Genomic DNA, 20,313 nt, shown 5'->3' with positions numbered 1-20,313 from the left:
CTTACTTGCGCCGTGGGCCGGGCTTGCCCGCCTTGCCCCGCCCCGGCGCCTTGCCTGCCGGTTTACCGGTGGATGCGCCCTTGGTACTGGCCTTACCCGCGCCGCCGGCTTTGACCAGCTTGCCCCGCCCCGCGGGCTTGCCTTTGGCCCCGGCGGCGGCTTTACCCGCGCCCTGGGGCTTGCCGCCCCGGGCACCAGCTTTCGCCTCTTTGCGCTTGCCAGGCGGCGTTGCTTTACCGCCAGGCTTGCCGGCACCTTTCGCCGTATTGCTACCCGCACTTCTTCCCGCGCCCTGCCCGCCTCCGGCGCCTTTATTGGCTTGGGGCTTTTGCGCCCCGCCCTTGGGCGCGCGCGGCTTTTTGGGCGCATCGGGGGTCGGGTCGGAGTCCTTGATCAACTCACTTAGCGTATCGATCTCTTTGGGCGTCAGATCGCGCCAGTCGCCGGTGGCCAGCCCCTTGAGCGAGACGTTCATGATCCGCGTACGTACGAGCTCGGTGACCTCGAACCCAAAGTATTCGCACATGCGGCGAATCTGGCGGTTGAGGCCCTGCACCAGGGTAATGTTGAAGCTGAATTTGGTCAGGCGCTCCACTTTGCACTTTTTGGTGACCTGGCCAAGAATCGGCACGCCCTTTTGCATGCCTTCGATGAAGTCATCGGTCACCGGCTTATTCACCGTAACCACGTACTCTTTTTCGTGCTGGTTGTTGGCGCGCAGGATCTTATTGACCAGGTCGCCGTTGTTGGTCAGAAAGATCAGCCCCTGGGAGTCCTTATCGAGGCGGCCAATGGGAAAGATACGAACGCCGTGCTGGACGAAGTCGACGATGTTGTCCTTTTCGCTCGACTCGGTGGTGCTGACGATGCCCACCGGCTTGTTGAGCGCGATCAGCACCAGGTCCTCTTCCTCCTGGGGTTCGATCTCCTGGCCGTTGACCTTGACCCGATCCCCCGCCACCACCTGATCGCCGGTCGTCGCGCGGCGCCCGTTGAGCCATACGTTGCCCTGTTCGACGAAGCGGTCGGCCTCACGGCGCGAGCAAAGCCCGCTCTCGCTGATGTACTTGTTGATTCGGGTCGATTTTTTAAGCGACATAGCACGCCTGAATTGCGTTAAAAATGAAACGCCGCCACCCGAGGGCGGCGGCAAGAAGGCTTTTGCCTAGCGTCTAGCCGGTGTTGCGCAGCCCCGCGGCGATACCCGCCATGGTCACCATCAGGGCGCGAGATAGATCGGCGCTGATCGCCCCGTCGGCGTCCCGGTTACGCTGCAAAAGCTCGGCCTGTAAGCCGTGAAGCGGGTCGATGTAGGGATTGCGCACGTCGATCGCCTGGCGGATCAATGGCGTGTTTTCCAACAGCGCCTCTTGACCCGCGATATCCAGCACGGCGACTTCCAAACGCTCGAAACGCTCTCTGAGCTTTTTGCCCAGCGCCTTGAGCGAGGGCTCGTCGACCAGCCGGTGCTCGTAGTAGGCGGCAATGGCGACATCCGCCTTCGCCAGCAGCATCTCCAGCATGTCCAGGTAGGTACCAAAGAATGGCCACTGGTTGCGCATTTCCTGAAGCACTTCGCGCCCACCAGGCTGGGCGAGGCGTTCGGTAAAGGCTTCGCCGCTACCCAGCCAGGCCGGCAGCATCAAACGAATCTGGGTCCAAGCGAATATCCAGGGAATCGCGCGTAAAGTTTCCACGCCGCCGTCCTGGCGGCGCTTGGTCGGCCGTGAACCCAGCGGCAGCCGACCGAGCGCCCCTTCCGGGGTCACCGCACGAAAATAGGGGACGAAATCCGGGTCTTCGCGCACCACGCCCACATAACCGGCATGGGCGACGCTCGCCAGCTTGTCCATCTCCTCGCGCCACTTGGGTTCCGGGGCCGGCGGCGGCAAGAGCGTGGCCTCGAGCACCGCGCAGGCGTAGATCTCCATGGAGCGAAGGGCGATATCCGGCTGACCAAACTTGAAACGGATCATCTCGCCCTGCTCGGTCACGCGCAGGCTTCCGTTCACCGACCCGGGCGGCTGGGAGAGAATCGCCGCGTGGGCCGGGCCGCCGCCACGGCCTACGGTGCCGCCGCGGCCGTGAAACAGCGTCAAATCCACGCCATGGCGCTTACACACCTCGACCAAAGACTCCTGGGCGCGGTACTGCGCCCAGGCAGCCGCGAGTTGACCGGCGTCCTTGGCGGAGTCCGAGTAGCCGATCATCACCTCCTGGCGGTCCTTCACCAGCGCCCGGTAGCCAGGCAGCGCCAGCAGTTTGTCGATCGCCCCGGCGGCGTTATCCAGGTCGTTGAGCGTCTCGAAAAGCGGCGCGATGGGCAGCGTCACCCGCCCGCCGATCTCCTTCATGAGCAGCGCCACGGTCAACACGTCCGAAGGCTCGGCGGCCATGGAAATGATGTAAGTGCCCAGCGCTTCGGCGTGTTCGCTTGCGATCACCTTGAAGGTATCGATCACCTCGCGGGACTCCGCCGAGCACTCCCAACGCCTTGGAATCAGCGGCCGGTTCGAGGCAAGCTCCTCGAGCAAAAACGCCTGGCGGGCGGACTCGTCCCACTGCTGATAGTGACCCAGGCCCAGTTCGCTCGTGAGCTCTTCCATCAGCTGGGCGTGGCGGCTCGCTTCCTGGCGCAAATCCAGCTTGGTGAGCGTGACGCCGAACACCGCCACCCGGCGCAGGGTATCGAGCAGCGCGCCGTTGGCGATGGTGTCCAGGCCCACATCGCACAGCGAGCGGTAGCAGGCCAAAAGCGGCGCGTAGAGCTGATCACGCGTTTCGATGATCGGGCCACCATCGAAGTTCTGCCCGTCGAGTTCGGCCTTCGCCCAGTCTCGGGTCGCCTCGACCCGGGTCAGAAGCCGTTTCAAAAGCTCGCGGTAGGGCTCGGTGGCCTCGCCGACTTCGGCTTTCAGGGCGCTATTGGCCTTCCACATGGAGAGTTCGGTCTTGAGCTGCTCCAGATCACGCAGGTACAGATCCGCGGCCATCCAGCGGCCCAGCAGCAACACCTCGCGGGTGACCCGGGCGGTGACGTTCGGGTTGCCGTCACGGTCGCCGCCCATCCAGGAAGCGTAGCGGATCGGTGCGGCGTCCAGCGGCAGGCGCTCGCCGGCACTCTCCAGCAGCAGGTTATCCAGGTCGCGGTGAAAATCCGGCACCGCCTGCCAAAGCGAGTTCTCGATCACCGCAAAGCCCCACTTGGCCTCGTCCACCGGCGTGGGGCGCTCGTGGCGAATCTCGTCCGTGTGCCAGGCCTGGCTGATCAGCTCGTTCAGGCGCCCACGGGCGCGCTCGCCGCGCTCCGGGTAGTCATCGGCGCTTTCGATAGCGGTCAAGCAGTCGTCGATGGCGTCGTACTTTTGAATCAGCGTGCGGCGAATGACTTCCGTGGGATGAGCGGTCAGCACCAGCTCGACGCGCATGTTGGCAAGCGTTTCGACCAGCGAGCGCGGCGAGTTGCCGGCCTCGCGAGCACGGTTCAAGAGCTCGCCGAGCGCGGGCTGCATGCCGGGCTTGTAGTCTTCGACCCGGCGAAAGCGCGCCCGGTAGTGCTGCTCGGCAATATTGGCCAGGTTGAGAAACTGGTTGAACGCCCGGGTCACCGGCAGAAGATCGCGCTCGGGCAGCTCGCGCAGATACTCAATCAGCGCGCGCTGCTGAAGCGTATCGCCCTGGCGGCCCTGTTTGGCGTGGGCGCGGATCGTCTCGATTTTATCGACGAACGGCTGGCCCAGGTCGTCGGCAATGGTGCGGCCCAGGCTGTCGCCCAAAATACGTACGTTCTCCCGCAGGGACTCGTGTAAATCATGACTCATACCTGACCTCCTTGGAATTCGTTGTTTTTAAGCCCGGTTCGTTTCGCCCGGGCTGTTTTGAAGAACTGTTTTGAAGAACTGTTTTAAATAGCTGTTTTGATGGGCTGCTTTATTTAAACCGTTTTACTGAAACCGTTTCTCTCAAACGATGGCGTCTATTCGGTCTCTTGTCGTTTGGCGGCCTGCCAGTGGTGCTCCATCTCTTCCAGGGTGGCGCTACCTGTCGGGCGCTGCTCGGCACTCAGCGCGCGCTCGACATAGCGAAAGCGCCGCTCGAACTTGGCGTTGGTGCCGCGCAGGCACGCTTCCGGGTCAAAGCCCAACGCGCGGGCTAAATTCGCCGTAGCAAAGAGCAAATCGCCGACCTCCTCTTGGGCGTGCTCGCGATCGTTTTCATCGAGGGCCTGTTCGACCTCGTCGAGCTCTTCGCGGATTTTTTCGATGACGCCGCGGGTATCCGGCCAGTCGAAGCCCACCCGGGCAGCGCGCTTGGAGAGCTTGTTGGCGCGGTTGAGCGCAGGCAGCGCCAGCGGAATATCGTCCAGCGCCGAGGCGGTGCTTGCCGGGCGCCCGGCGCGCTCGTCGGCTTTTAGCGACTCCCAGCGGCTCTTTACCTGGCGCTGTTCGACCTCTTTGGCGCTGACACCGGGCGGGCGGCGCGAGGCCAGCGTGCCTTCCGGGAACACGTGGGGGTGGCGGCGAATCATCTTGGTGGTGAGCACATCGACGACGTCGTAAAAATCGAAACGCTGCTCCTCGGCGCCGAACTGGGCGTAGTAGACGACCTGAAAAAGCAGGTCGCCAAGCTCACCGGGAAGCTCCTCATACGCCTGACGCTCGATGACATCGGCTACTTCGTAGGCCTCTTCGATGGTGTGTGGCACGATGCTTTGCCAATGTTGCTCGATATCCCAGGGGCAGCCTTGATCCGGGTCGCGCAGCACGCGCATCAGGGCGAGCAAATCATTCAGGTCATAGCGCATCATAGGCCCCCTTTCGCGGGCTTTTCCGGGTCCGCGTCGCGCAGCCGGCGCACTTCGGTCACGTTGGGAAGCTGTTGGATGCGCGAGAAAAGCCGCCCCAGGGTTTCAAGACCGTCGACTTCCAGGGTAATACGCAGCCGAGCAATGCCCTCGTCGGTATCGGTCAAGGTATTGACCGACAGCACGTTGACCTTTTCGTTGCCCAGTAGGCCGGTCACGTCGCGCAGAAGCCCCGAGCGGTCCCAAGCCTGGATCTCGATGGCCACCGGGTAGCGGGTATGGGCACGCTCGCCCCACTCTACCTCGATGATGCGCTGGGGCTCTTCCATGCGCAGTTGCAGCACGTTGGAGCACTCCTGGCGGTGAATGGTGACCCCCCGCCCCTGGGTGATGAAACCGAGGATCGGCTCGCCGGGCACCGGATTACAGCAGTTCGCCATGCTGGTCTTGAGATTCCCCACCCCCAGCACCGTGATATCGCTTTGAACGGCCTTGCTGGGCTGGCGGCGCGGCTTGGCCAAAAGCCTTTCCAACTGCTCCTGATCGTCGCTTTCCCCGAACAGCTGCTGCGCCTGGTGGAGCACCTGGCCAATACGCAGGTCGCCGGCGCCAAGGGCTGCGTACATGTCGTCGGCATTTTGGTAGTTGACCGCTTCAGCGAGCTTTTGAAGGTTCAGGCCGTCGACGTCCAAGCGCTTCATCTCGCGCTCGAACAGCGCGCGGCCCTCTTCCAAATTCTGGTCCCGCGCCTGGTGTTTGAACCAGGCCTGAATCTTGGCCCGCGCGCGGGAGGTGCGTACGTAGCCAAGACTCGGATTGAGCCAATCGCGGCTCGGCCCGCCCTTGGTGGCGGTCAGAATCTCGACCTGCTGGCCGGTTTTCAGCTTGTAGTTGAGCGGTACGATCCGCCCGTTGATTTTCGCGCCGCGGCAGAGATGGCCGATCTCGGTATGCACCCGATAGGCGAAATCGATCGGCGTGGCCACACGGGGTAAATCGATTACGTGGCCATCCGGTGTGAAGACGTAGATGCGGTCCGGGGCGACATCGCTCAAAAGGCCCTCGCGCAGATCACCAAAGCCGCCCACTTCGTCCTGCCACTCGAGCACCTGCCTAAGCCAGGCGATCTTCTCTTCGTAGCTGCCGCTTTTGGCGTTGGTGTCGTGGCCCTTGTAGCGCCAGTGGGCGCACACGCCAAGCTCGGCTTCGTCGTGCATGCTAAAGGTGCGGATCTGAATCTCGAGCACCTTGTTTTCCGGGCCTACGACCGCGGTGTGCAGCGACTGATAGCCGTTCTTTTTGGGGTTGGCGATATAGTCGTCGAACTCGTTGGATACGTGGTGCCAGCGCGAGTGGACGATACCCAGCACGGTGTAGCAGTCGGTCACCGCAGGCACCAGAATGCGCACCGCGCGCACGTCGTGGACCTGGGAGAAATCGATGTGCTTGCGCTTCATTTTGCGCCAGATCGAGTAGATATGCTTGGCGCGACCTTTGACATCGAAGCGGTTGATATTCTGCGCGCGCATCAAGGACTCGAGCGTTTGAACCACGTCCTGAATATAGCGGTCCCGGTCCAGGCGCTTTTCGGCCAACAATTTGGCGATGGTTTTATAGTCGTTTTCATGAAGGTAGCGAAACGAGAGATCCTCGAGCTCCCACTTGATCTGACCGATGCCTAAGCGGTGCGCCAGCGGCGCGTAGATATCGGCGACTTCACGGGCCACCTGCAGGCATTTGTCCCGAGGCGCATCCTTGACCTGGCGCAGCGCGCAGGTGCGCTCGGCGATCTTGATGAGCGCCACGCGCACGTCGCTGACCATGTTGACCAGCATCTTACGCAGGTTCTCCTGCTGGTTGTGCTGGCTCATGGCCTGGTGAGAAGCCAACGGATAGCTAATGGCGGCCATTTGCAGCACGCCGTCGATCAGCGTGGCGACCTCTTCACCAAAGCGCTTGGTAATCGCCTCCAGGCTCACCAGCCCTTCGCGCACCGAGCGGTACAGCACCGCCGCTTCCAGCGTGGCCTGGTCGAGCTTCAAGTCCGCCAGAATATCCGCCATCTCCAGGCCCATGCGAAAATTGGTGCCCGGCGAGAGCCACACGCGGTGCGTTTGCGGTGCCTGGCGCTCGAGCACTTCGGCAAGCTCGCAGGCTTCGACCAGCCGCTCGGGTTCCGGCAGGCGCACGCTCTCTTTCAAGCGCGTCAACCACTGCTCTATATCCACCTTGCCGCCTTGCGTCAGCGGCTGGTCTTCACGCACTTTCACCATGGCAATGACTCATCCTTTCAACTAACGGCGCTTTACCCCCGCGTTTAGGGAAAGCGCCAACGGTGGCTTAGCCTGCGTATTCGAACAGCACCAGCGTCTCGATATGGGCAGTATGCGGGAACATGTCCGCGACGGTGACGTCCGTGATCCGATAGCCCTTTTGCAAAAGCGTGGCCGCATCCCGCGCCAGTGTCGCCGGGTCGCAGGCGATGTAGACCACCTGTGCGACTCGGCGCTCGCCCAGGGCGTGGCAAATGGCCTCGGCGCCGCCCCGGGGCGGGTCGAGCACCACAGCGTCGATCGCCTCGCACACGTCGAAAAGTTCGCCAAGACGCGCGGGCTGACTCAAATCCACCTGCCGGGCGGCGATATCGAGCCGATACCGCTCGGCGTTGGTCGCGATACGTTGGACCATCGCGGCACTGCCCTCGGCGGCGAGCACCCGAGCACCGGCAACCGCCAAGGGCAAACTAAAGTTACCGATCCCCGCGAAGAGATCAAGCACACGTGGCGCGGCTGATGATGCCAGCGTCGGTGTCAGCCACTCGATCACCCGGTCGATCATTTGCTGGTTGACCTCGGCGTTGACCTGCAAAAAATCGCCGGGGCTGAAGCCCAGCGCCAAGCGCGCGGGCGCATCTGGCGATTTCAACCCAGCGGGCAGGCTCAGCGTGTCCTCGAGGGTGGGGGGCTCGCCATACCACTCGAGCACCGGCTCTTCGCGGCCTACCCAGGCGCCTACATTGATGCCCTTTTCGTTGGCGAAGGCTTGCCACGCCTGGGCGTCATGGACGTTGGCCTTTAACTGGCGGACCAGCAGGACCGGCTTGCCGGCCGGTTTGATGAGCTCGATATGGCCGACCTGTTTGGGGGCATCGAGGGTTTCCAGCAATGCCTTGAGCGGGGCAATCAGCGCGGAAAGCTCGGGGACGAGCACATGACAATGATCGATACTCACCAGCCGGTGACTGCCCGCCGCGCGAAAACCCAGCAGCACGTTATCCTGTGAATCCAGCCGCACGCCGAGCCGTGCCCGGCGCCGGTAGTGCTCTGAAGAGCCGTCGAGCGCGTCGATACGGGCAAGCTCGATACCCTGACGGGCGAAGAGCTCTTTGACCACCTGGCGCTTGTGTTCGCGCTGGGCGGCCAGATTCAGGTGCTGAAGATCACACCCGCCGCACCGCTCGTAATAGGGGCACGGCGGGGCCACCCGGCTCTCGGCGCTGGTAAGGCGCTGCTTTATGTGCGCCTCGTCAAAGCGCTTACGCTCGATATGCACGGCCGCTTCGACCTCTTCCCCGGGCAGCGCCTTGTCGACGAACACGGTCTTGCCCGCCGCGCTATGGGCGATACCGCGCCCGTCGTGGGCCAGCCGGTCGATGATCAAGGTGTTACCCTCGGCGCCTTTGGTCGGGGCACCCGGTGGCGTACGGGCAAGCCCGGAGTGGCCCGACTTGGGCCGCGGTGGCCGCTTTTTACCCAGCATGATGGTTATCCAAAACGGTTTTCAAAAACAGAGAATCCTTACACATTTAATTGAGCCAAGCGCTACTGCGCGGGCGCATAAAGCCCGGTGGAGAGGTAACGGTCGCCCCGGTCGCAGACGATGAAGACGATCACCGCGTTCTCGACCTGCTCGGCGATGCGCAGCGCCCCGGCAAGGCTTCCCCCGGAGGAGACCCCGGCCAGAATGCCTTCTTCCCGCGCCAGCCGGCGCATATGCTCTTCCGCCTCTTGCTGGCCGATATCCAACACGGTATCCACCCGAGGGGCTTCGAAAATGGCCGGCAGGTACGCCTCGGGCCAGCGGCGAATACCGGCGATACTGGCGCCGTCTTCCGGCTGCAGGCCGACGATTTCGATCGCGCTATTTTGCTCTTTTAGATAGCGTGATACGCCCATGATGGTGCCGGTCGTGCCCATGGAGCTTACGAAGTGAGTGATCTCGCCACCGGTTTGCTGCCAAAGCTCCGGCCCGGTGGTTCGGTAGTGGGCCAGCGGGTTGTCCGCGTTGGCAAACTGATTGAGCGGCTTGCCTTCACCCTTGGCGATCATCTCATCGGCGATATCCCGGGCCTCCTCCATGCCGCCCTTTTGGCTGGCCGAAATCAGCGTGGCCCCGTAAGCGGCCATGGCTTGTTTACGCTCGCTGGAGGCGTTTTCGGGCATGACCAGCACCATATTATAACCCTTGATGGCCGCCGCCATGGCCAGCGCAATGCCGGTATTGCCCGAGGTTGCCTCGATCAGCGTATCCCCCGGGGCGATCTCTCCGCGGGCTTCGGCCTCGGCGAGCATCGAAAGCGCCGGGCGATCTTTTACCGACCCCGCCGGGTTATTGCCCTCGAGTTTGGCCAGCAGCGTGTTGTTGCGCCCGGCGCTGATACGCGTCAAACGCACCAGCGGGGTATTGCCAATTACATCTTCAAGCGTGGGATAGTCCATCATGCGTTCCTTATCGTCACCTTTATACGGCATTATATCGGGGCTGCCTGTGGCTGGACAGGCAACCCATCGAATCAATGAGTTTCTTACATGTCCTTGAATACACGCTTGCTGCTGGCCCTGCTGGGCATTCCGCTACTGGTTTACGCCGCCATGGCGGTCTTTTTGGTGCTTCAAAACGGTACGACTCAGCAGCGCGTTTTCACCGAGCGTTTGGTGAGTGCCAGCGAAATACTCGCGCCGGACTTGAACGATGCCATGGCCAAAGGGGACGAGCCGCGCCTGGAGCGCCTGTCGCGCCAGTTGATGGAGTACAAAAACCTGCGCGCGCTATCGCTTTACGACGAGCAAGGCAACCGGGTGCTGATGCTTGGCCGCCCGATGCCCGCCGCCCAGCGCTTGAACGTGCCTCGCACTACTCGTCTCAATCAAGACCAGGACGTTTGGCGTTTGCAGATGCCACTGACCGCCTACGCCGGCCCCGAAACCGGCGGGGACTCGGGGAGCGGCCGCTGGCTCGAAGCCGAGGTCAACACCCGGGCGCTGACGCTGGAGCGCTACAAACTGATCGCTACCCTAAGCTTTGGCGCCATTTTACTGGGGCTTTTGCTGCTCTCCGCCGCGCTTTCGATCAGCCGCTCGATCATCCGCCCGTTGGAGCGCGCCAACCAGGCACTTTACCGGCTTTCCCACGGCGACTACGGCCGCACGCTGGCCATGCACGAGGTCAGCGAGTTCAACGAATTGGGAAAAAACATCAACGTGCTGGGCGAGCATCTTCAGCACTATAGCCGCGATATGCAAAGCCAGATCGAACAGGCCACTCAGGAGCTCTACGAATCGATAGAAACCGTCGAAGAACAGAGTATCAAGCTCGACCTGGCCCATCGTAGCGCCCTCAAGGCCAACGCGGCCAAGTCGGAATTTCTCGCCAACATGAGCCACGAAATCCGCACCCCGCTCAACGGTATTATCGGGTTTTGCCGCCTGCTGAGTCGCTCGCCGCTGGATACGCGCCAACAGGAGTGGCTTGGCCAGGTTCACTGTGCCTGCGAAAACCTCATGGTGCTGGTCAACGACGTGCTCGACTTCTCGAAACTGGAAGCCGACCAGTTGACCCTGGAAGAGCGCGAGCTCGATATCGCAAGCGTAGTGGACGAAGCGATTGGCCTGAACGCCCCGGAGGCGCAGCGTAAAGAGCTTCACCTGGTGGGGCTTGCCTACGACGATATTCCCACGCCGCTTTGCGGTGACCCGCTGAGAATCCAGCAGGTCCTCAACAATTTGATCAGTAACGCCCTGAAATTTACCTGCGAAGGTGAAATCATCGTGCGCGCCAGCCTCGAGCGCCAAGAGGGTCAGCACGTCGTGCTCGCCATCAGCGTGACCGATACCGGCATCGGGTTGAACGACGAGCAGCAGCAAGGGCTTTTCGACGCCTTTACCCAGGCATCGCCCAGCCACTCCCGGGAGTACGGCGGCAGCGGCCTGGGGCTTAGTATATGCCGCCAGCTGGTCCAGCGCATGGGCGGCGAAATAGGCGTGGAAAGCGCCCAGGGCCAGGGCGCGTGCTTTACGTTCACCCTGGCGCTGCAGGCGCATGCCGCGACAGCGCAAGTTCCCCCGCTCGATTTGAACCACAAAGCCGTGCGTCTACACGAGCCTCACCGCCTTAGCCGCTTTGCGCTGGAGAACTGGCTTTTGAACTGGGGCGCGCAGCCGGTCTCGTTTGTCGATGCCGGTGACGAAGCGCTTTTGATACTCGCTTTGGGCCCTGCCGACTTCATCGACGAGCGCCAGGCCTACTGGCAAGCGGTGATCGAGCAGGCAAAGTGCCCCACGCTGATACTCGCCCTCGGCCCGCCGCCGGATACCACGACTTGGCACATGCCCTACGGCGGCGATATCGTCAGCAAGCCGATTACCCGCCAGCGAATGATCAACGCACTGGCGCATTTGCTCGACCCGCCCACGGTGCCGCCCCTGGCGGTTGAGCCGCCGGCCGAGCGCCAGGCGCTGGACGTACTCATCGTCGACGATAACGCCCCCAACCGGGCGCTGCTCAAGGCCATTTTAGAGAGCGAGCGGATACACATCACCCTGGCGGCTAGCGGTAAGCAAGCGCTTGAATACGCCCAGGCGGCGCCCTTCGATCTGGTGCTAATGGATATTCGTATGCCAGGCATGGACGGCGTCGAAACCACCCACGCCTTGAGACGCTTGAAAGGCGCCTGGTCACGCTGTCCGATCATCGCGGTGACCGCCCAGGCCCCGGATGCAAAGCGCCAGCGCTGGTTAGCCCAGGGCTTTGACGACGTACTGGTCAAACCCGTCGACGAGGCCGCGCTGAACCGGCTATTCGAGCGCTTTTTAGACATGACGCTGGAAGACCCAAGCCAGTCGGCGCTGCAAAGCGTCGGGCACGCGCCGGCCGATGACCATTCAACAGCGCCGCTCGCGGTCGACCTGGCTCGGGGTAAACGTTTGGCCGGGGGCAGCGAGGCGCTGGCCGTTACCCAGCTGATGCGTCTGATCGAGAGCCTGCCCGCGGCCAAAACGCGTATTGAAGAAGCGCTCGCCCAACAAGATGACGCGGCGCTTTTAGAGGAGGCACATGCCTTGAATGGCGCGTGCCGCTACTGCGGCACCCCGGCGCTTGGCGAAGCGGCGGACGCGCTTGAAAGCGCACTGCGCGATCACCTAGCGGCGACTCAGGAAACGACTAGCAGCGCCGCCCTCGCAACGCCGGTGCAGGCGTTTTTAAGCGCGATCGATACGCTCATGAGGTATCGCGACACGCCGGGCTAGCGCTCCAGCACCACGAACGCCAGCGCATACTCGGCCTCGTCGCTTAACGTGATATGTGCCGTTTGCGCGCCGCTTTGCTCGAAAAGCCGCTGCGCTTCGCCACTTAGCGAAAGCGCGGGCTTGCCCAGGGCGTCGTTGAGCACCTGGATGTCGCGCCACTGCATACCGGCGCGAAGTCCCAGCCCCAGCGCCTTGACGAACGCCTCCTTTGCGGCAAAGCGCTTGGCAAGGTACGCCACCGGGCGGTTTTTTTCCAACCAGCGAGCGTGTTCGTCCGCGCCCAAAATACGTGCGGCGAAACGTTCGCCGTGACGCTCGATCGCCGTTTCAAAGCGCGCGACCCGAGCGATGTCCGACCCGATACCGACAATCACGGCCTAGTGTCCGCAGCAGCCGTTTTCATGGTCGTGGTCATGCTCATGGGCGTGCTCGTGTTCGTGATCGTGGCTATCCAGCGCGGCCATCAGCCCGGCCTCCTGGCCGGCAATGATCAGCCGCTTCATTTCGGCGACCGCCTCTTTCAAGCCCACGAACAGCGCCCGCGCGATGATCGCGTGGCCAATATTGAGCTCGTTGACGCCGGGCAGCGCCGCGATGGCTTCGGCGTTATGGTAGTGAAGGCCGTGGCCGGCGTTGACGACGAGCCCAAGCGATACCGCCTGCACTGCGGCCGCGTTCAAGCGCGCGTATTCGTCATTGGCCGCCTGCGAGCCCATTACCGCCTCGGCAAAGGCCCCGGTATGAAGTTCGATGGTCGGCGCGCCGGCGCGGTGAGCGGCGTCGATCTGCGCGCTCTCCGGGTCGATGAATAGCGACACGTCGCAACCGGCCTCACCCAGGCGCTGGCAGGCGGCCTGGACCTGCTCGAAATTTCCCGCCACGTCGAGCCCGCCTTCGGTGGTCAGCTCTTCGCGCTTTTCCGGTACCAGGCAAACGTGGGCCGGACGCAGCTCTTCGGCAAGCGCGAGCATCTCCTCGGTCACCGCCATCTCGAGGTTCATACGCGTATTGAGCACCTCGGCAAGCAGGCGCACGTCACGAGGCTGAATGTGGCGGCGGTCTTCGCGCAGGTGCACGGTGATGCCATCCGCCCCGGCCTCTTCGGCAAGCAGTGCAGCCTGTACTGGATCGGGGTAGCGCGTCCCCCGAGCCTGGCGTAGCGTGGCAATGTGGTCGATATTGACACCGAGTAAAATCCGCGGTGGGTGCATAGCGCTCTCCAGTGCGAGGTCGTTCGTTTCGATAGCCGCGCTGAGCGGCTATCTATTAACAAAATGTTGAAAGCGTTCAATGGCGCTCGATGGCGAAAGGTAGCCGGGTTAAACCCGTGCCCGGCGGCGAGCCAAATCGAGCATCAGCTCCCGCGAGCGCAGCGCCTTGCTGCCCAGGTGCGGGGCGAGCGCGGCGCGCATCACCTTCTTGAGCGCCCCGGCCAGGCCTTCGGGCTCCCAGTCGCCCTGGTCAAGATAGCGCAGCACACGCCCTTCGATGCCCTGCTCGAAGGGCACGAAGGCGCGGCTTTGCGCATCGAAGCGATAGCGCCCTTGAGGGTCCACCGCCTCGCCCCCCGGTGTCACGAAACGCGGCGTGGCTTCGAGCGCCTCCAACAGCGACCACTCGAAGCGACGCAGCGCCAGCCCGCGCAGCGCCGGGGTAGGCAGCGCATCGAGCAGCGCACTATAGAAGGCGAATACTTCTTCGGCGGCGAGCTCCAGCGGCAATAGCCGAGTGGCGATCTCGTTGGCGTAAAGCCCACACAGAAGCCCCTCCCCGGCCAATAGCGCGGTATGCCCGCGCGACTCCATTAAGGTCAGCCGCTTGAGATCACGCTCGCCACGCCAGGCCACGAACAGCGGCGTAAAAGGCTGCAACCGCTGGCGGGATTTAGAGCCCGGGCGCTGGCCGCCGTGGGCCACCGCCCGGATACGCCCGTGATTGAGCGTGAGTAGATCCACCAGGGCGCTCGTTTCGCGGTACGCGCGCCGGTGGAGCAAAAAGGCGGGTTCGGCCATCGCGCCTGCACTCAATCGAGATCATATCCCAGGCTTTTCAGCGCGCGGTCGTCATCGGACCAGCCGCGCTTGACCTTCACCCATAGATTGAGCATGACCTTGGTCCCCAGGGTGCGCTCCATGTCCAGGCGTGCCTCGCGGCCGATGCTCTTGAGCCGGTCACCGTTCTCACCGATCAAAATCACCTTTTGGCCCTGGCGCTCGACCAAAATCAACGCGCTGATGTGGGTGATGCGCTCGGTCTCACGAAACTCTTCGATCTCCACGGTCATCTGATACGGCAGTTCGTCACCCAATTGGCGCATGACTTTTTCGCGGACCAGCTCCGCGGCCATGAAGCGCAGGCTTCGATCGGTAATTTGATCGTCCGGGAAAAAGTGAATGCTCTCGGGCAGGTACTTGGCGACCTCCTCCTCGAGGGTATCCACTTGGGTGCCGTGCTTGGCGGATATCGGAATGACGGCGGCGAAGTCGCGCCGCGCGCCGACTTCACTAAGCCAGGGCAGAAGCGAGGCCTTGTCCTGTAGGCGGTCTACCTTGTTGACCGCCAGGATCACCGGCGCCTTTACGTGCTCGAGGCGCGCAAGCACCGCCTGGTCCTCGTCAGACCAGCGCGTACGGTCGATGATGAAGACCACACAGTCGACATCGCGCAGTGCCTGGGTGGCGGCCTGATTCATGAAGCGATTGATCGCCTTGTTGCGATCCTTTGACATGATGTGCATGCCTGGCGTGTCGACATAGATGAACTGGGTTTCATCGACGGTTTTGATGCCCATGACTTGGTGGCGCGTGGTTTGCGGGCGCCGCGAGGTGATGGACACTTTCTGCCCCAGTATGCGATTCATGAGGGTCGATTTGCCTACGTTAGGCCGCCCAACAATGGCCACAAAGCCGCAGGTTTGACTCATGACGCGTGGTCTCCAGGATTTTTTTCAAGATGGGTGAGCGCTTGCTCGGCGGCTTGCTGCTCTGCGTGGCGCCGGCTGGGGCCCTTACCGGTCGTATGCTCGTTTAAAAGATCGATATAGCACTCGACGGTAAAGGTCTGAGCGTGGGCTTCGCCTTTGACGGAAACGACTTCGTAACGTGGAAGCGCCGCCTGACGCGACTGCAAAAACTCCTGCAGACGAGTTTTCGGGTCTTTCTGGGTGTCCTGTAGCGAGGTACTTTCCAAACGGTCCGAGTACCAGGCCATTACGCGCTCGCGCACCGCCTCCATACCGGCGTCCAGATAGATCGCGCCAATCACTGCTTCGACCGCGTCGGCCAGAATCGACTCGCGCCGGTGCCCGCCGCTTTTCATCTCGCCGGACCCCAAACGCAAACACTCGCCAAAAGCCATTTCGCGAGCAAGCTCGGCCAGGGTCTGGCCTTTTACCAGCCGCGCGCGCAGGCGAGAAAGCTGGCCTTCGCGCGCCTGGGGAAAGCGCTGAAACAGCGCCTCGGCGATGACGAAGTTCACGATGGAGTCGCCCAGAAATTCCAGGCGCTCGTTGTTACGCCCACCATAACTTCGGTGGGTCATGGCTAGCTCCAGCAGCATGTCATCGCTAAAGGTGTAGCCGATCCGTCGGCAAAAAGCGTTCAAGGAATTACTCACGATGCTCCTACGTCTTCGACGTTAACCTGGGTGGTCCCACTCATTCGATCCGCCTTACGCTTGAGAAACTGGGTAAACCGCCGTCCCAGTGCATCCACACGGCAAACGCGCGGCCGACGATGTTCTCTTCCGGTACGAAACCCCAATAGCGGCTATCGTTGGACTGGTCCCGGTTATCCCCCATCATGAAGTACTCGCCTTCGGGCACGATCACTTCACCCATTTGCGGACCCGGATCGCGGGGGTTGTTATAAATGGCGTGGCTCATGCGTCCCAGCCGCTCTTCTAATAGAAGCTGCTGGGGCGATGCGCTGGGCCCCTCTTCGACGAGCGTCTTGGCCACCGGCTCGCCGTTGATGTAAAGCTGCTTGCCTTCGTAGCGAACACGGTCGCCTGGCAGCCCGACGACGCGCTTGATGAAATTCACCGAGGGTTCGTCGGGAAAGCGAAACACCATCACCTCGCCGCGCTCGGGCTCGCCGATTTCGACAAAGCGCTCGTGGACGACCGGCAGGCGCAGCCCGTAAGCGAATTTATTGACCAAAATGAAATCGCCCACTTCCAGGGTGGGCCGCATGGAGCCCGACGGTATTTGAAAGGGCTCGACAATAAAGCTTCTTACCACCAGCACGACCAGCAGCACGGGAAAAAGCGAGCGCGCGTAGTCGATGGGCCAGGGCTCTTTTTCGAGCTTCTCGCGGGTAGCGGGGTCCAGCCCATCGTCTGCGGCTTGCTCGGCATTGACCACCCGCTTTTTGCGTCGCGAGCGAAACCACAGGGCATCGAGTAAATAGATGACCCCGGTAATTACGACGGCCAGTACCAGTAGTAGTGAAAAATCCATGAGGGTGTCGTCTTCCTAGTCGTTGACCTTGAGCACAGCAAGGAAGGCATCCTGGGGAATTTCGACACGCCCCACCTGCTTCATCCGTTTCTTACCGGCCTTCTGTTTTTCCAATAGCTTTTTCTTACGACTCACGTCGCCGCCGTAACATTTGGCGGTCACGTTCTTGCGCAGAGCCTTGACCGTCGAGCGCGCCACGACCTGCCCCCCAATGGCCGCCTGGATCGCCACATCGAACATCTGGCGTGGAATCAGCTCGCGCATCTTCTCGACCAGCAATCGCCCGCGGGAATGGGCATGGTCGCGGTGAATGATCACCGCCAGCGCGTCGACCTTGTCGCCGTTGATCAGCACGTCCAGGCGCACCAGCTTGGCCTCTTCGAAACGTTCGAAGTTGTATTCCAGCGACGCGTAGCCCTTGGAGATCGACTTTAGGCGATCAAAGAAATCCATGACCACTTCGGACATGGGCAGCTCATAGCTGAGCTGGATTTGGCTGCCCAGAAACTGCATGTCCTTCTGGAAACCGCGGCGCTGCTCGCACTCGGTGATCACGTTACCCACGAACTCCTGGGGTACCAGAATGCTCGCCCGAACGATAGGCTCGCGCATCTCCTCGACGTCGGCCATGTCGGGTAGCTTCGAGGGGTTGGAGATATAGCGCGTGTCGCCGTTTTTCATGGCGAGCTCGTAGACCACGGTGGGCGCGGTGGTCAAAAGGTCCAGGTCGTACTCGCGCTCGAGGCGCTCCTGAACGATTTCCATGTGGAGCGTGCCGAGAAAGCCGACCCGAAAGCCAAAGCCCAGGGCGTCGGAATTTTCCGGCTCGTAATCCAGCGAGGCATCGTTGAGGGCGAGCTTCTCCAGCGCGTCACGGAAGTCTTCGTAGTCGTCGGAGCTGACCGGGAACATGCCGGCGTAGACCTGGGGCTTCACCTTCTGAAAGCCCGGCAGGCGCGCAACGTCCGGCGTTTTGGTATGGGTGATCGTATCGCCCACCGGCGCGCCGTGAATTTCCTTGATGCCGGCGACGATGAAGCCCACCTCGCCGGCGCGCAGCACGCCGGTCTCTTTTCGAAGCGGCGTGAAAATCCCCACTTCCGAGGTATTCCAGTCACGCCCGGTGGACTTGATACGAATCTTGTCGCCCTTTTTGAGCGTGCCGTCGAAAAGGCGCACCAAAGAAACCACGCCGAGGTAGTTGTCGAACCAGGAGTCGATGATCAGCGCCTGAAGCGGGCCGTCCGGGTCGCCCTTGGGCGGCGGAATGTCACGCACCAGCCGTTCCAACAGCGCATCGATCCCGATACCGCTTTTGGCGGATACCTGGCAGGCGTCGGTGGCGTCCAGGCCGATGATTTCTTCGACTTCCTGGGCCACCCGGTCCGGGTCGGCCTGGGGAAGGTCGATTTTGTTGAGTACCGGCAGCACTTCCAGGCCTTGCTCGATGGCGGTGTAGCAGTTGGCCACCGACTGCGCCTCGACGCCCTGGGCGGCGTCGACCACCAAAAGCGCGCCTTCGCAGGCGTAAAGCGAGCGGGATACTTCATAGGAGAAGTCCACGTGGCCCGGCGTATCGATGAAATTGAGCTGATACACCTGGCCATCCGCGGCGGTGTAATTGAGCGTGACCGATTGCGCCTTGATGGTGATACCCCGCTCACGCTCGATGTCCATCGAGTCGAGCACCTGCTCTTTGAGCTCGCGCTCGGTCAACCCCTCACAGGTTTGAATCAATCGATCCGACAGCGTGGATTTGCCGTGATCGATGTGAGCGATAATCGAAAAATTTCGTATGTGCTTAATTTTACTGGTGTTTTCTTGGGTCATTAGCCGTTTAAATCCGGTATGAGGTCGCAACTCTGAACGATTTACCAAGCGGCGCAGATAGTCGCATTAAAAATTTGTTCGCATTGTACCGTTAGCAAGACGTGGGTGCTATGTTCATTCCAATCTCACCCCTTGCCCGCGGCGCATTCAAACGCCCGTTTACATCGTTACGCGCCTGACCGTTGCCACTTGGCAAAACGCCCCGGACAGGCCGGGGCGTTTTGATCGCATCCGCTACGCGCGGGCTTTGAACCACTGCCTACTCAAGGCGAAGCGCCACGAACAGCGAGCGGCCTTCGCGATAGAGACGAATGGGAATAGCCCGGTCGCTGGGAAGCTCCTCGACGATGCTTTCGAGCTCCTCGGCGCTGGAAACGCTGCGATGATCGACACTGACGAGGATATCGCCAGGAAGTAGCCCGGCGTCGGCGGCCACGCTGCCTGACTCAACCTGGCGCACTTCCACGCCGCCGCTAATGTTCAGGCGCTCCTTGAGCTCGGCTTCCACCTCGCCGACGCTGACGCCCAAACGCACCTGCTCGTCGCTGCGATTGGCGTTACCTTCTTGCCCCGCGTCGGGCCAGTCGCCCAGCTCGACGGTCTCTTCGACCTGCTCGCCGTCGCGCATCAGGGTGAGCGTTACGTCACTGCCAGGTGCTACCCGGCCGATCAAACGCGGCAGCGTGCTGGAACGGTCGACTTCTTCGCCGTTGACGGCGGTAATCACATCGCCGGCCTGCAGGCCACCCTCGGCGGCTGGGCCCTGGGGGTCCAGGTCGGCAATGAGTGCACCAATTGCATCGTCCATGCCAAAGGACTCGGCCAAATCCCGGGAAACCGGCTGAATCATCACCCCAAGCCAGCCACGATTGACGTGACCATCTTCACGCAGTTGATCGGCGACGTTCATGGCGACGTTGATCGGAATCGCAAACGACAGTCCCATGAAGCCACCGCTGCGGGTAAATATCTGGGAGTTGATTCCAATGACTTCGCCATCGAGGTTGAAAAGCGGCCCACCGGAGTTTCCGGGGTTGATGGCGACGTCAGTTTGGATGAACGGCACGTAGGCATCGCGGGGGAGCGTGCGATTGATGGCGCTGACGATTCCCGCCGTTACCGAGTGATCGAAACCAAAGGGCGAGCCAATAGCGGCCACCCACTCACCGACCCGCAGATCATCGGAGTTGCCCAGATTGAGTACCGGCAGGTTGTTGGCGTCGATCTTTAAAAGCGCGACGTCGGTTTGTGTGTCGCTACCGATCAGCTCCGCTTCGAGCTCACGACGATCGTTCAAACGCACCAGAATTTCGTCGGCATCCTGCACCACGTGGGCGTTGGTCAAGACAAACCCATCGGCGCTGATCACGAACCCCGACCCCAGGGACTGGCGCTCTTCGCTACGCTCGCGACCGCCTTGCCCGCCCTGGCCCGGGGGCGATGGGAAGTTGTCACCAAAGAAATGGCGGAAAATTTCCGGGATATCCTGGCCACCGAAGCCACGCATATCGGGACCGCTTCGCTGAATCGTTCGGCTGGTCGATATGTTGACGACGCCCGGGGCGGCATCTTCGACCAGCTCGGTAAAATCGGGAAGGTTCTGCGCGTAAGCGCTTTGACCGAACACCAATAGCGTGGCAAGGCATAGCCAAAGCGAGTAGGAAACAACCAAGCGCCTCATGGATAAAGCTCCT

General features: G+C 61.9%; 15 protein-coding genes. 1 reads left to right on the top strand and 14 read right to left on the bottom strand.

All coding sequences use genetic code 11. From position 1 onward, the window contains the following. Position 1: 1 nt before the first annotated feature. The 6 genes from rluF to cysM form a co-directional block, all read right to left on the bottom strand. Positions 2–1,099 carry a 23S rRNA pseudouridine(2604) synthase RluF gene (gene rluF, locus ACWHXT_RS07970; RefSeq protein ID WP_447957854.1) on the bottom strand — a complete coding sequence of 366 codons (1,098 nt, stop codon included), beginning with the start codon at positions 1,097–1,099 and terminating at the stop codon, positions 2–4. A 73-nt stretch (positions 1,100–1,172) separates the two neighbouring features. Further along, positions 1,173–3,821 carry a phosphoenolpyruvate carboxylase gene (gene ppc, locus ACWHXT_RS07965; RefSeq protein WP_447957853.1) on the bottom strand — a complete coding sequence of 883 codons (2,649 nt, stop codon included), beginning with the start codon at positions 3,819–3,821 and terminating at the stop codon, positions 1,173–1,175. 155 nt (positions 3,822–3,976) lie between these two features. Then, a complete protein-coding gene (gene mazG, locus ACWHXT_RS07960) occupies positions 3,977–4,804 on the bottom strand; it encodes a nucleoside triphosphate pyrophosphohydrolase (protein ID WP_447958018.1) in 828 nt (275 codons plus the stop codon). Continuing rightward, positions 4,804–7,077: a GTP diphosphokinase gene (gene relA, locus ACWHXT_RS07955; RefSeq protein ID WP_447957852.1), complete on the bottom strand. Its 2,274-nt coding sequence runs from the start codon at positions 7,075–7,077 to the stop codon at positions 4,804–4,806. The genes mazG and relA overlap by 1 nt, the downstream gene beginning before the upstream one ends. A 67-nt stretch (positions 7,078–7,144) precedes the next feature. Further along, entirely contained in the window at positions 7,145–8,563 is a 1,419-nt protein-coding gene (gene rlmD / locus ACWHXT_RS07950) for a 23S rRNA (uracil(1939)-C(5))-methyltransferase RlmD (RefSeq protein ID WP_447957851.1), read from the bottom strand. 62 nt (positions 8,564–8,625) lie between these two features. Then, positions 8,626–9,522, bottom strand: a complete 897-nt coding sequence (cysM, locus tag ACWHXT_RS07945; protein WP_447929129.1) for a cysteine synthase CysM — start codon at positions 9,520–9,522, stop codon at positions 8,626–8,628. A gap of 90 nt (positions 9,523–9,612) precedes the next feature. Here cysM and ACWHXT_RS07940 point away from each other — a divergent pair, with 90 nt between their 5' ends. Further along, the gene (locus ACWHXT_RS07940) at positions 9,613–12,330 is read left to right on the top strand and encodes an ATP-binding protein (protein ID WP_447957850.1); all 2,718 of its coding nucleotides are present in this window, start codon (positions 9,613–9,615) and stop codon (positions 12,328–12,330) included. Here the strand turns inward: ACWHXT_RS07940 and acpS are convergent. The 8 genes from acpS to ACWHXT_RS07900 all read right to left on the bottom strand — a co-directional run bounded on the left by acpS (position 12,327) and on the right by ACWHXT_RS07900 (position 20,300). Beyond that, on the bottom strand, positions 12,327–12,704 hold the full coding sequence (gene acpS / locus ACWHXT_RS07935) for a holo-ACP synthase (protein WP_447895893.1): 378 nt from the start codon (positions 12,702–12,704) through the stop codon (positions 12,327–12,329). The two genes, ACWHXT_RS07940 and acpS, sit on opposite strands and share 4 nt — an antisense overlap. A 3-nt stretch (positions 12,705–12,707) precedes the next feature. Continuing rightward, positions 12,708–13,541 carry a pyridoxine 5'-phosphate synthase gene (gene pdxJ / locus ACWHXT_RS07930; protein WP_447957849.1) on the bottom strand — a complete coding sequence of 278 codons (834 nt, stop codon included), beginning with the start codon at positions 13,539–13,541 and terminating at the stop codon, positions 12,708–12,710. A gap of 108 nt (positions 13,542–13,649) precedes the next feature. After that, entirely contained in the window at positions 13,650–14,342 is a 693-nt protein-coding gene (gene recO / locus ACWHXT_RS07925) for a DNA repair protein RecO (protein ID WP_447957848.1), read from the bottom strand. An 11-nt stretch (positions 14,343–14,353) separates the two neighbouring features. Continuing rightward, complete coding sequence (era, locus tag ACWHXT_RS07920; RefSeq protein ID WP_447928928.1) at positions 14,354–15,253, bottom strand: GTPase Era; 900 nt, start codon at positions 15,251–15,253, stop codon at positions 14,354–14,356. Further along, positions 15,250–15,945 (bottom strand): ribonuclease III, encoded by a 696-nt coding sequence (gene rnc / locus ACWHXT_RS07915; protein ID WP_447928927.1) that lies wholly within the window; start codon positions 15,943–15,945, stop codon positions 15,250–15,252. Before rnc ends, era begins: the two co-directional genes overlap by 4 nt. A gap of 40 nt (positions 15,946–15,985) precedes the next feature. Next, positions 15,986–16,789, bottom strand: coding sequence for a signal peptidase I (gene lepB / locus ACWHXT_RS07910; RefSeq protein WP_447928926.1), 804 nt, complete (start codon positions 16,787–16,789; stop codon positions 15,986–15,988). Between the two features lie 15 nt (positions 16,790–16,804). Continuing rightward, on the bottom strand, positions 16,805–18,619 hold the full coding sequence (gene lepA, locus ACWHXT_RS07905; RefSeq protein ID WP_447528648.1) for a translation elongation factor 4: 1,815 nt from the start codon (positions 18,617–18,619) through the stop codon (positions 16,805–16,807). 259 nt (positions 18,620–18,878) lie between these two features. Further along, a complete protein-coding gene (locus tag ACWHXT_RS07900; RefSeq protein WP_447928925.1) occupies positions 18,879–20,300 on the bottom strand; it encodes a DegQ family serine endoprotease in 1,422 nt (473 codons plus the stop codon). Positions 20,301–20,313 lie beyond the last annotated feature (13 nt).

The organism is Vreelandella halophytica, from assembly GCF_968193635.1.
Note: the sequence above shows the minus strand (reverse complement) of the source record. Positions and strands in the feature narration are given on the sequence as shown.

Excerpts from the sequence above, each read along its gene's own strand:
- rluF (WP_447957854.1), bottom strand. The coding sequence starts at position 1,099 with ATGTCGCTTAAAAAATCGACCCGAATCAACAAGTACATCAGCGAGAGC.
- ppc (WP_447957853.1), bottom strand. The coding sequence starts at position 3,821 with ATGAGTCATGATTTACACGAGTCCCTGCGGGAGAACGTACGTATTTTG.
- mazG (WP_447958018.1), bottom strand. The coding sequence starts at position 4,804 with ATGCGCTATGACCTGAATGATTTGCTCGCCCTGATGCGCGTGCTGCGC.
- relA (WP_447957852.1), bottom strand. The coding sequence starts at position 7,077 with ATGGTGAAAGTGCGTGAAGACCAGCCGCTGACGCAAGGCGGCAAGGTG.
- rlmD (WP_447957851.1), bottom strand. The coding sequence starts at position 8,563 with ATGCTGGGTAAAAAGCGGCCACCGCGGCCCAAGTCGGGCCACTCCGGG.
- cysM (WP_447929129.1), bottom strand. The coding sequence starts at position 9,522 with ATGGACTATCCCACGCTTGAAGATGTAATTGGCAATACCCCGCTGGTG.
- ACWHXT_RS07940 (WP_447957850.1), top strand. The coding sequence starts at position 9,613 with ATGTCCTTGAATACACGCTTGCTGCTGGCCCTGCTGGGCATTCCGCTA.
- pdxJ (WP_447957849.1), bottom strand. The coding sequence starts at position 13,541 with ATGCACCCACCGCGGATTTTACTCGGTGTCAATATCGACCACATTGCC.
- recO (WP_447957848.1), bottom strand. The coding sequence starts at position 14,342 with ATGGCCGAACCCGCCTTTTTGCTCCACCGGCGCGCGTACCGCGAAACG.
- era (WP_447928928.1), bottom strand. The coding sequence starts at position 15,253 with ATGAGTCAAACCTGCGGCTTTGTGGCCATTGTTGGGCGGCCTAACGTA.
- lepB (WP_447928926.1), bottom strand. The coding sequence starts at position 16,789 with ATGGATTTTTCACTACTACTGGTACTGGCCGTCGTAATTACCGGGGTC.
- lepA (WP_447528648.1), bottom strand. The coding sequence starts at position 18,619 with ATGACCCAAGAAAACACCAGTAAAATTAAGCACATACGAAATTTTTCG.
- ACWHXT_RS07900 (WP_447928925.1), bottom strand. The coding sequence starts at position 20,300 with ATGAGGCGCTTGGTTGTTTCCTACTCGCTTTGGCTATGCCTTGCCACG.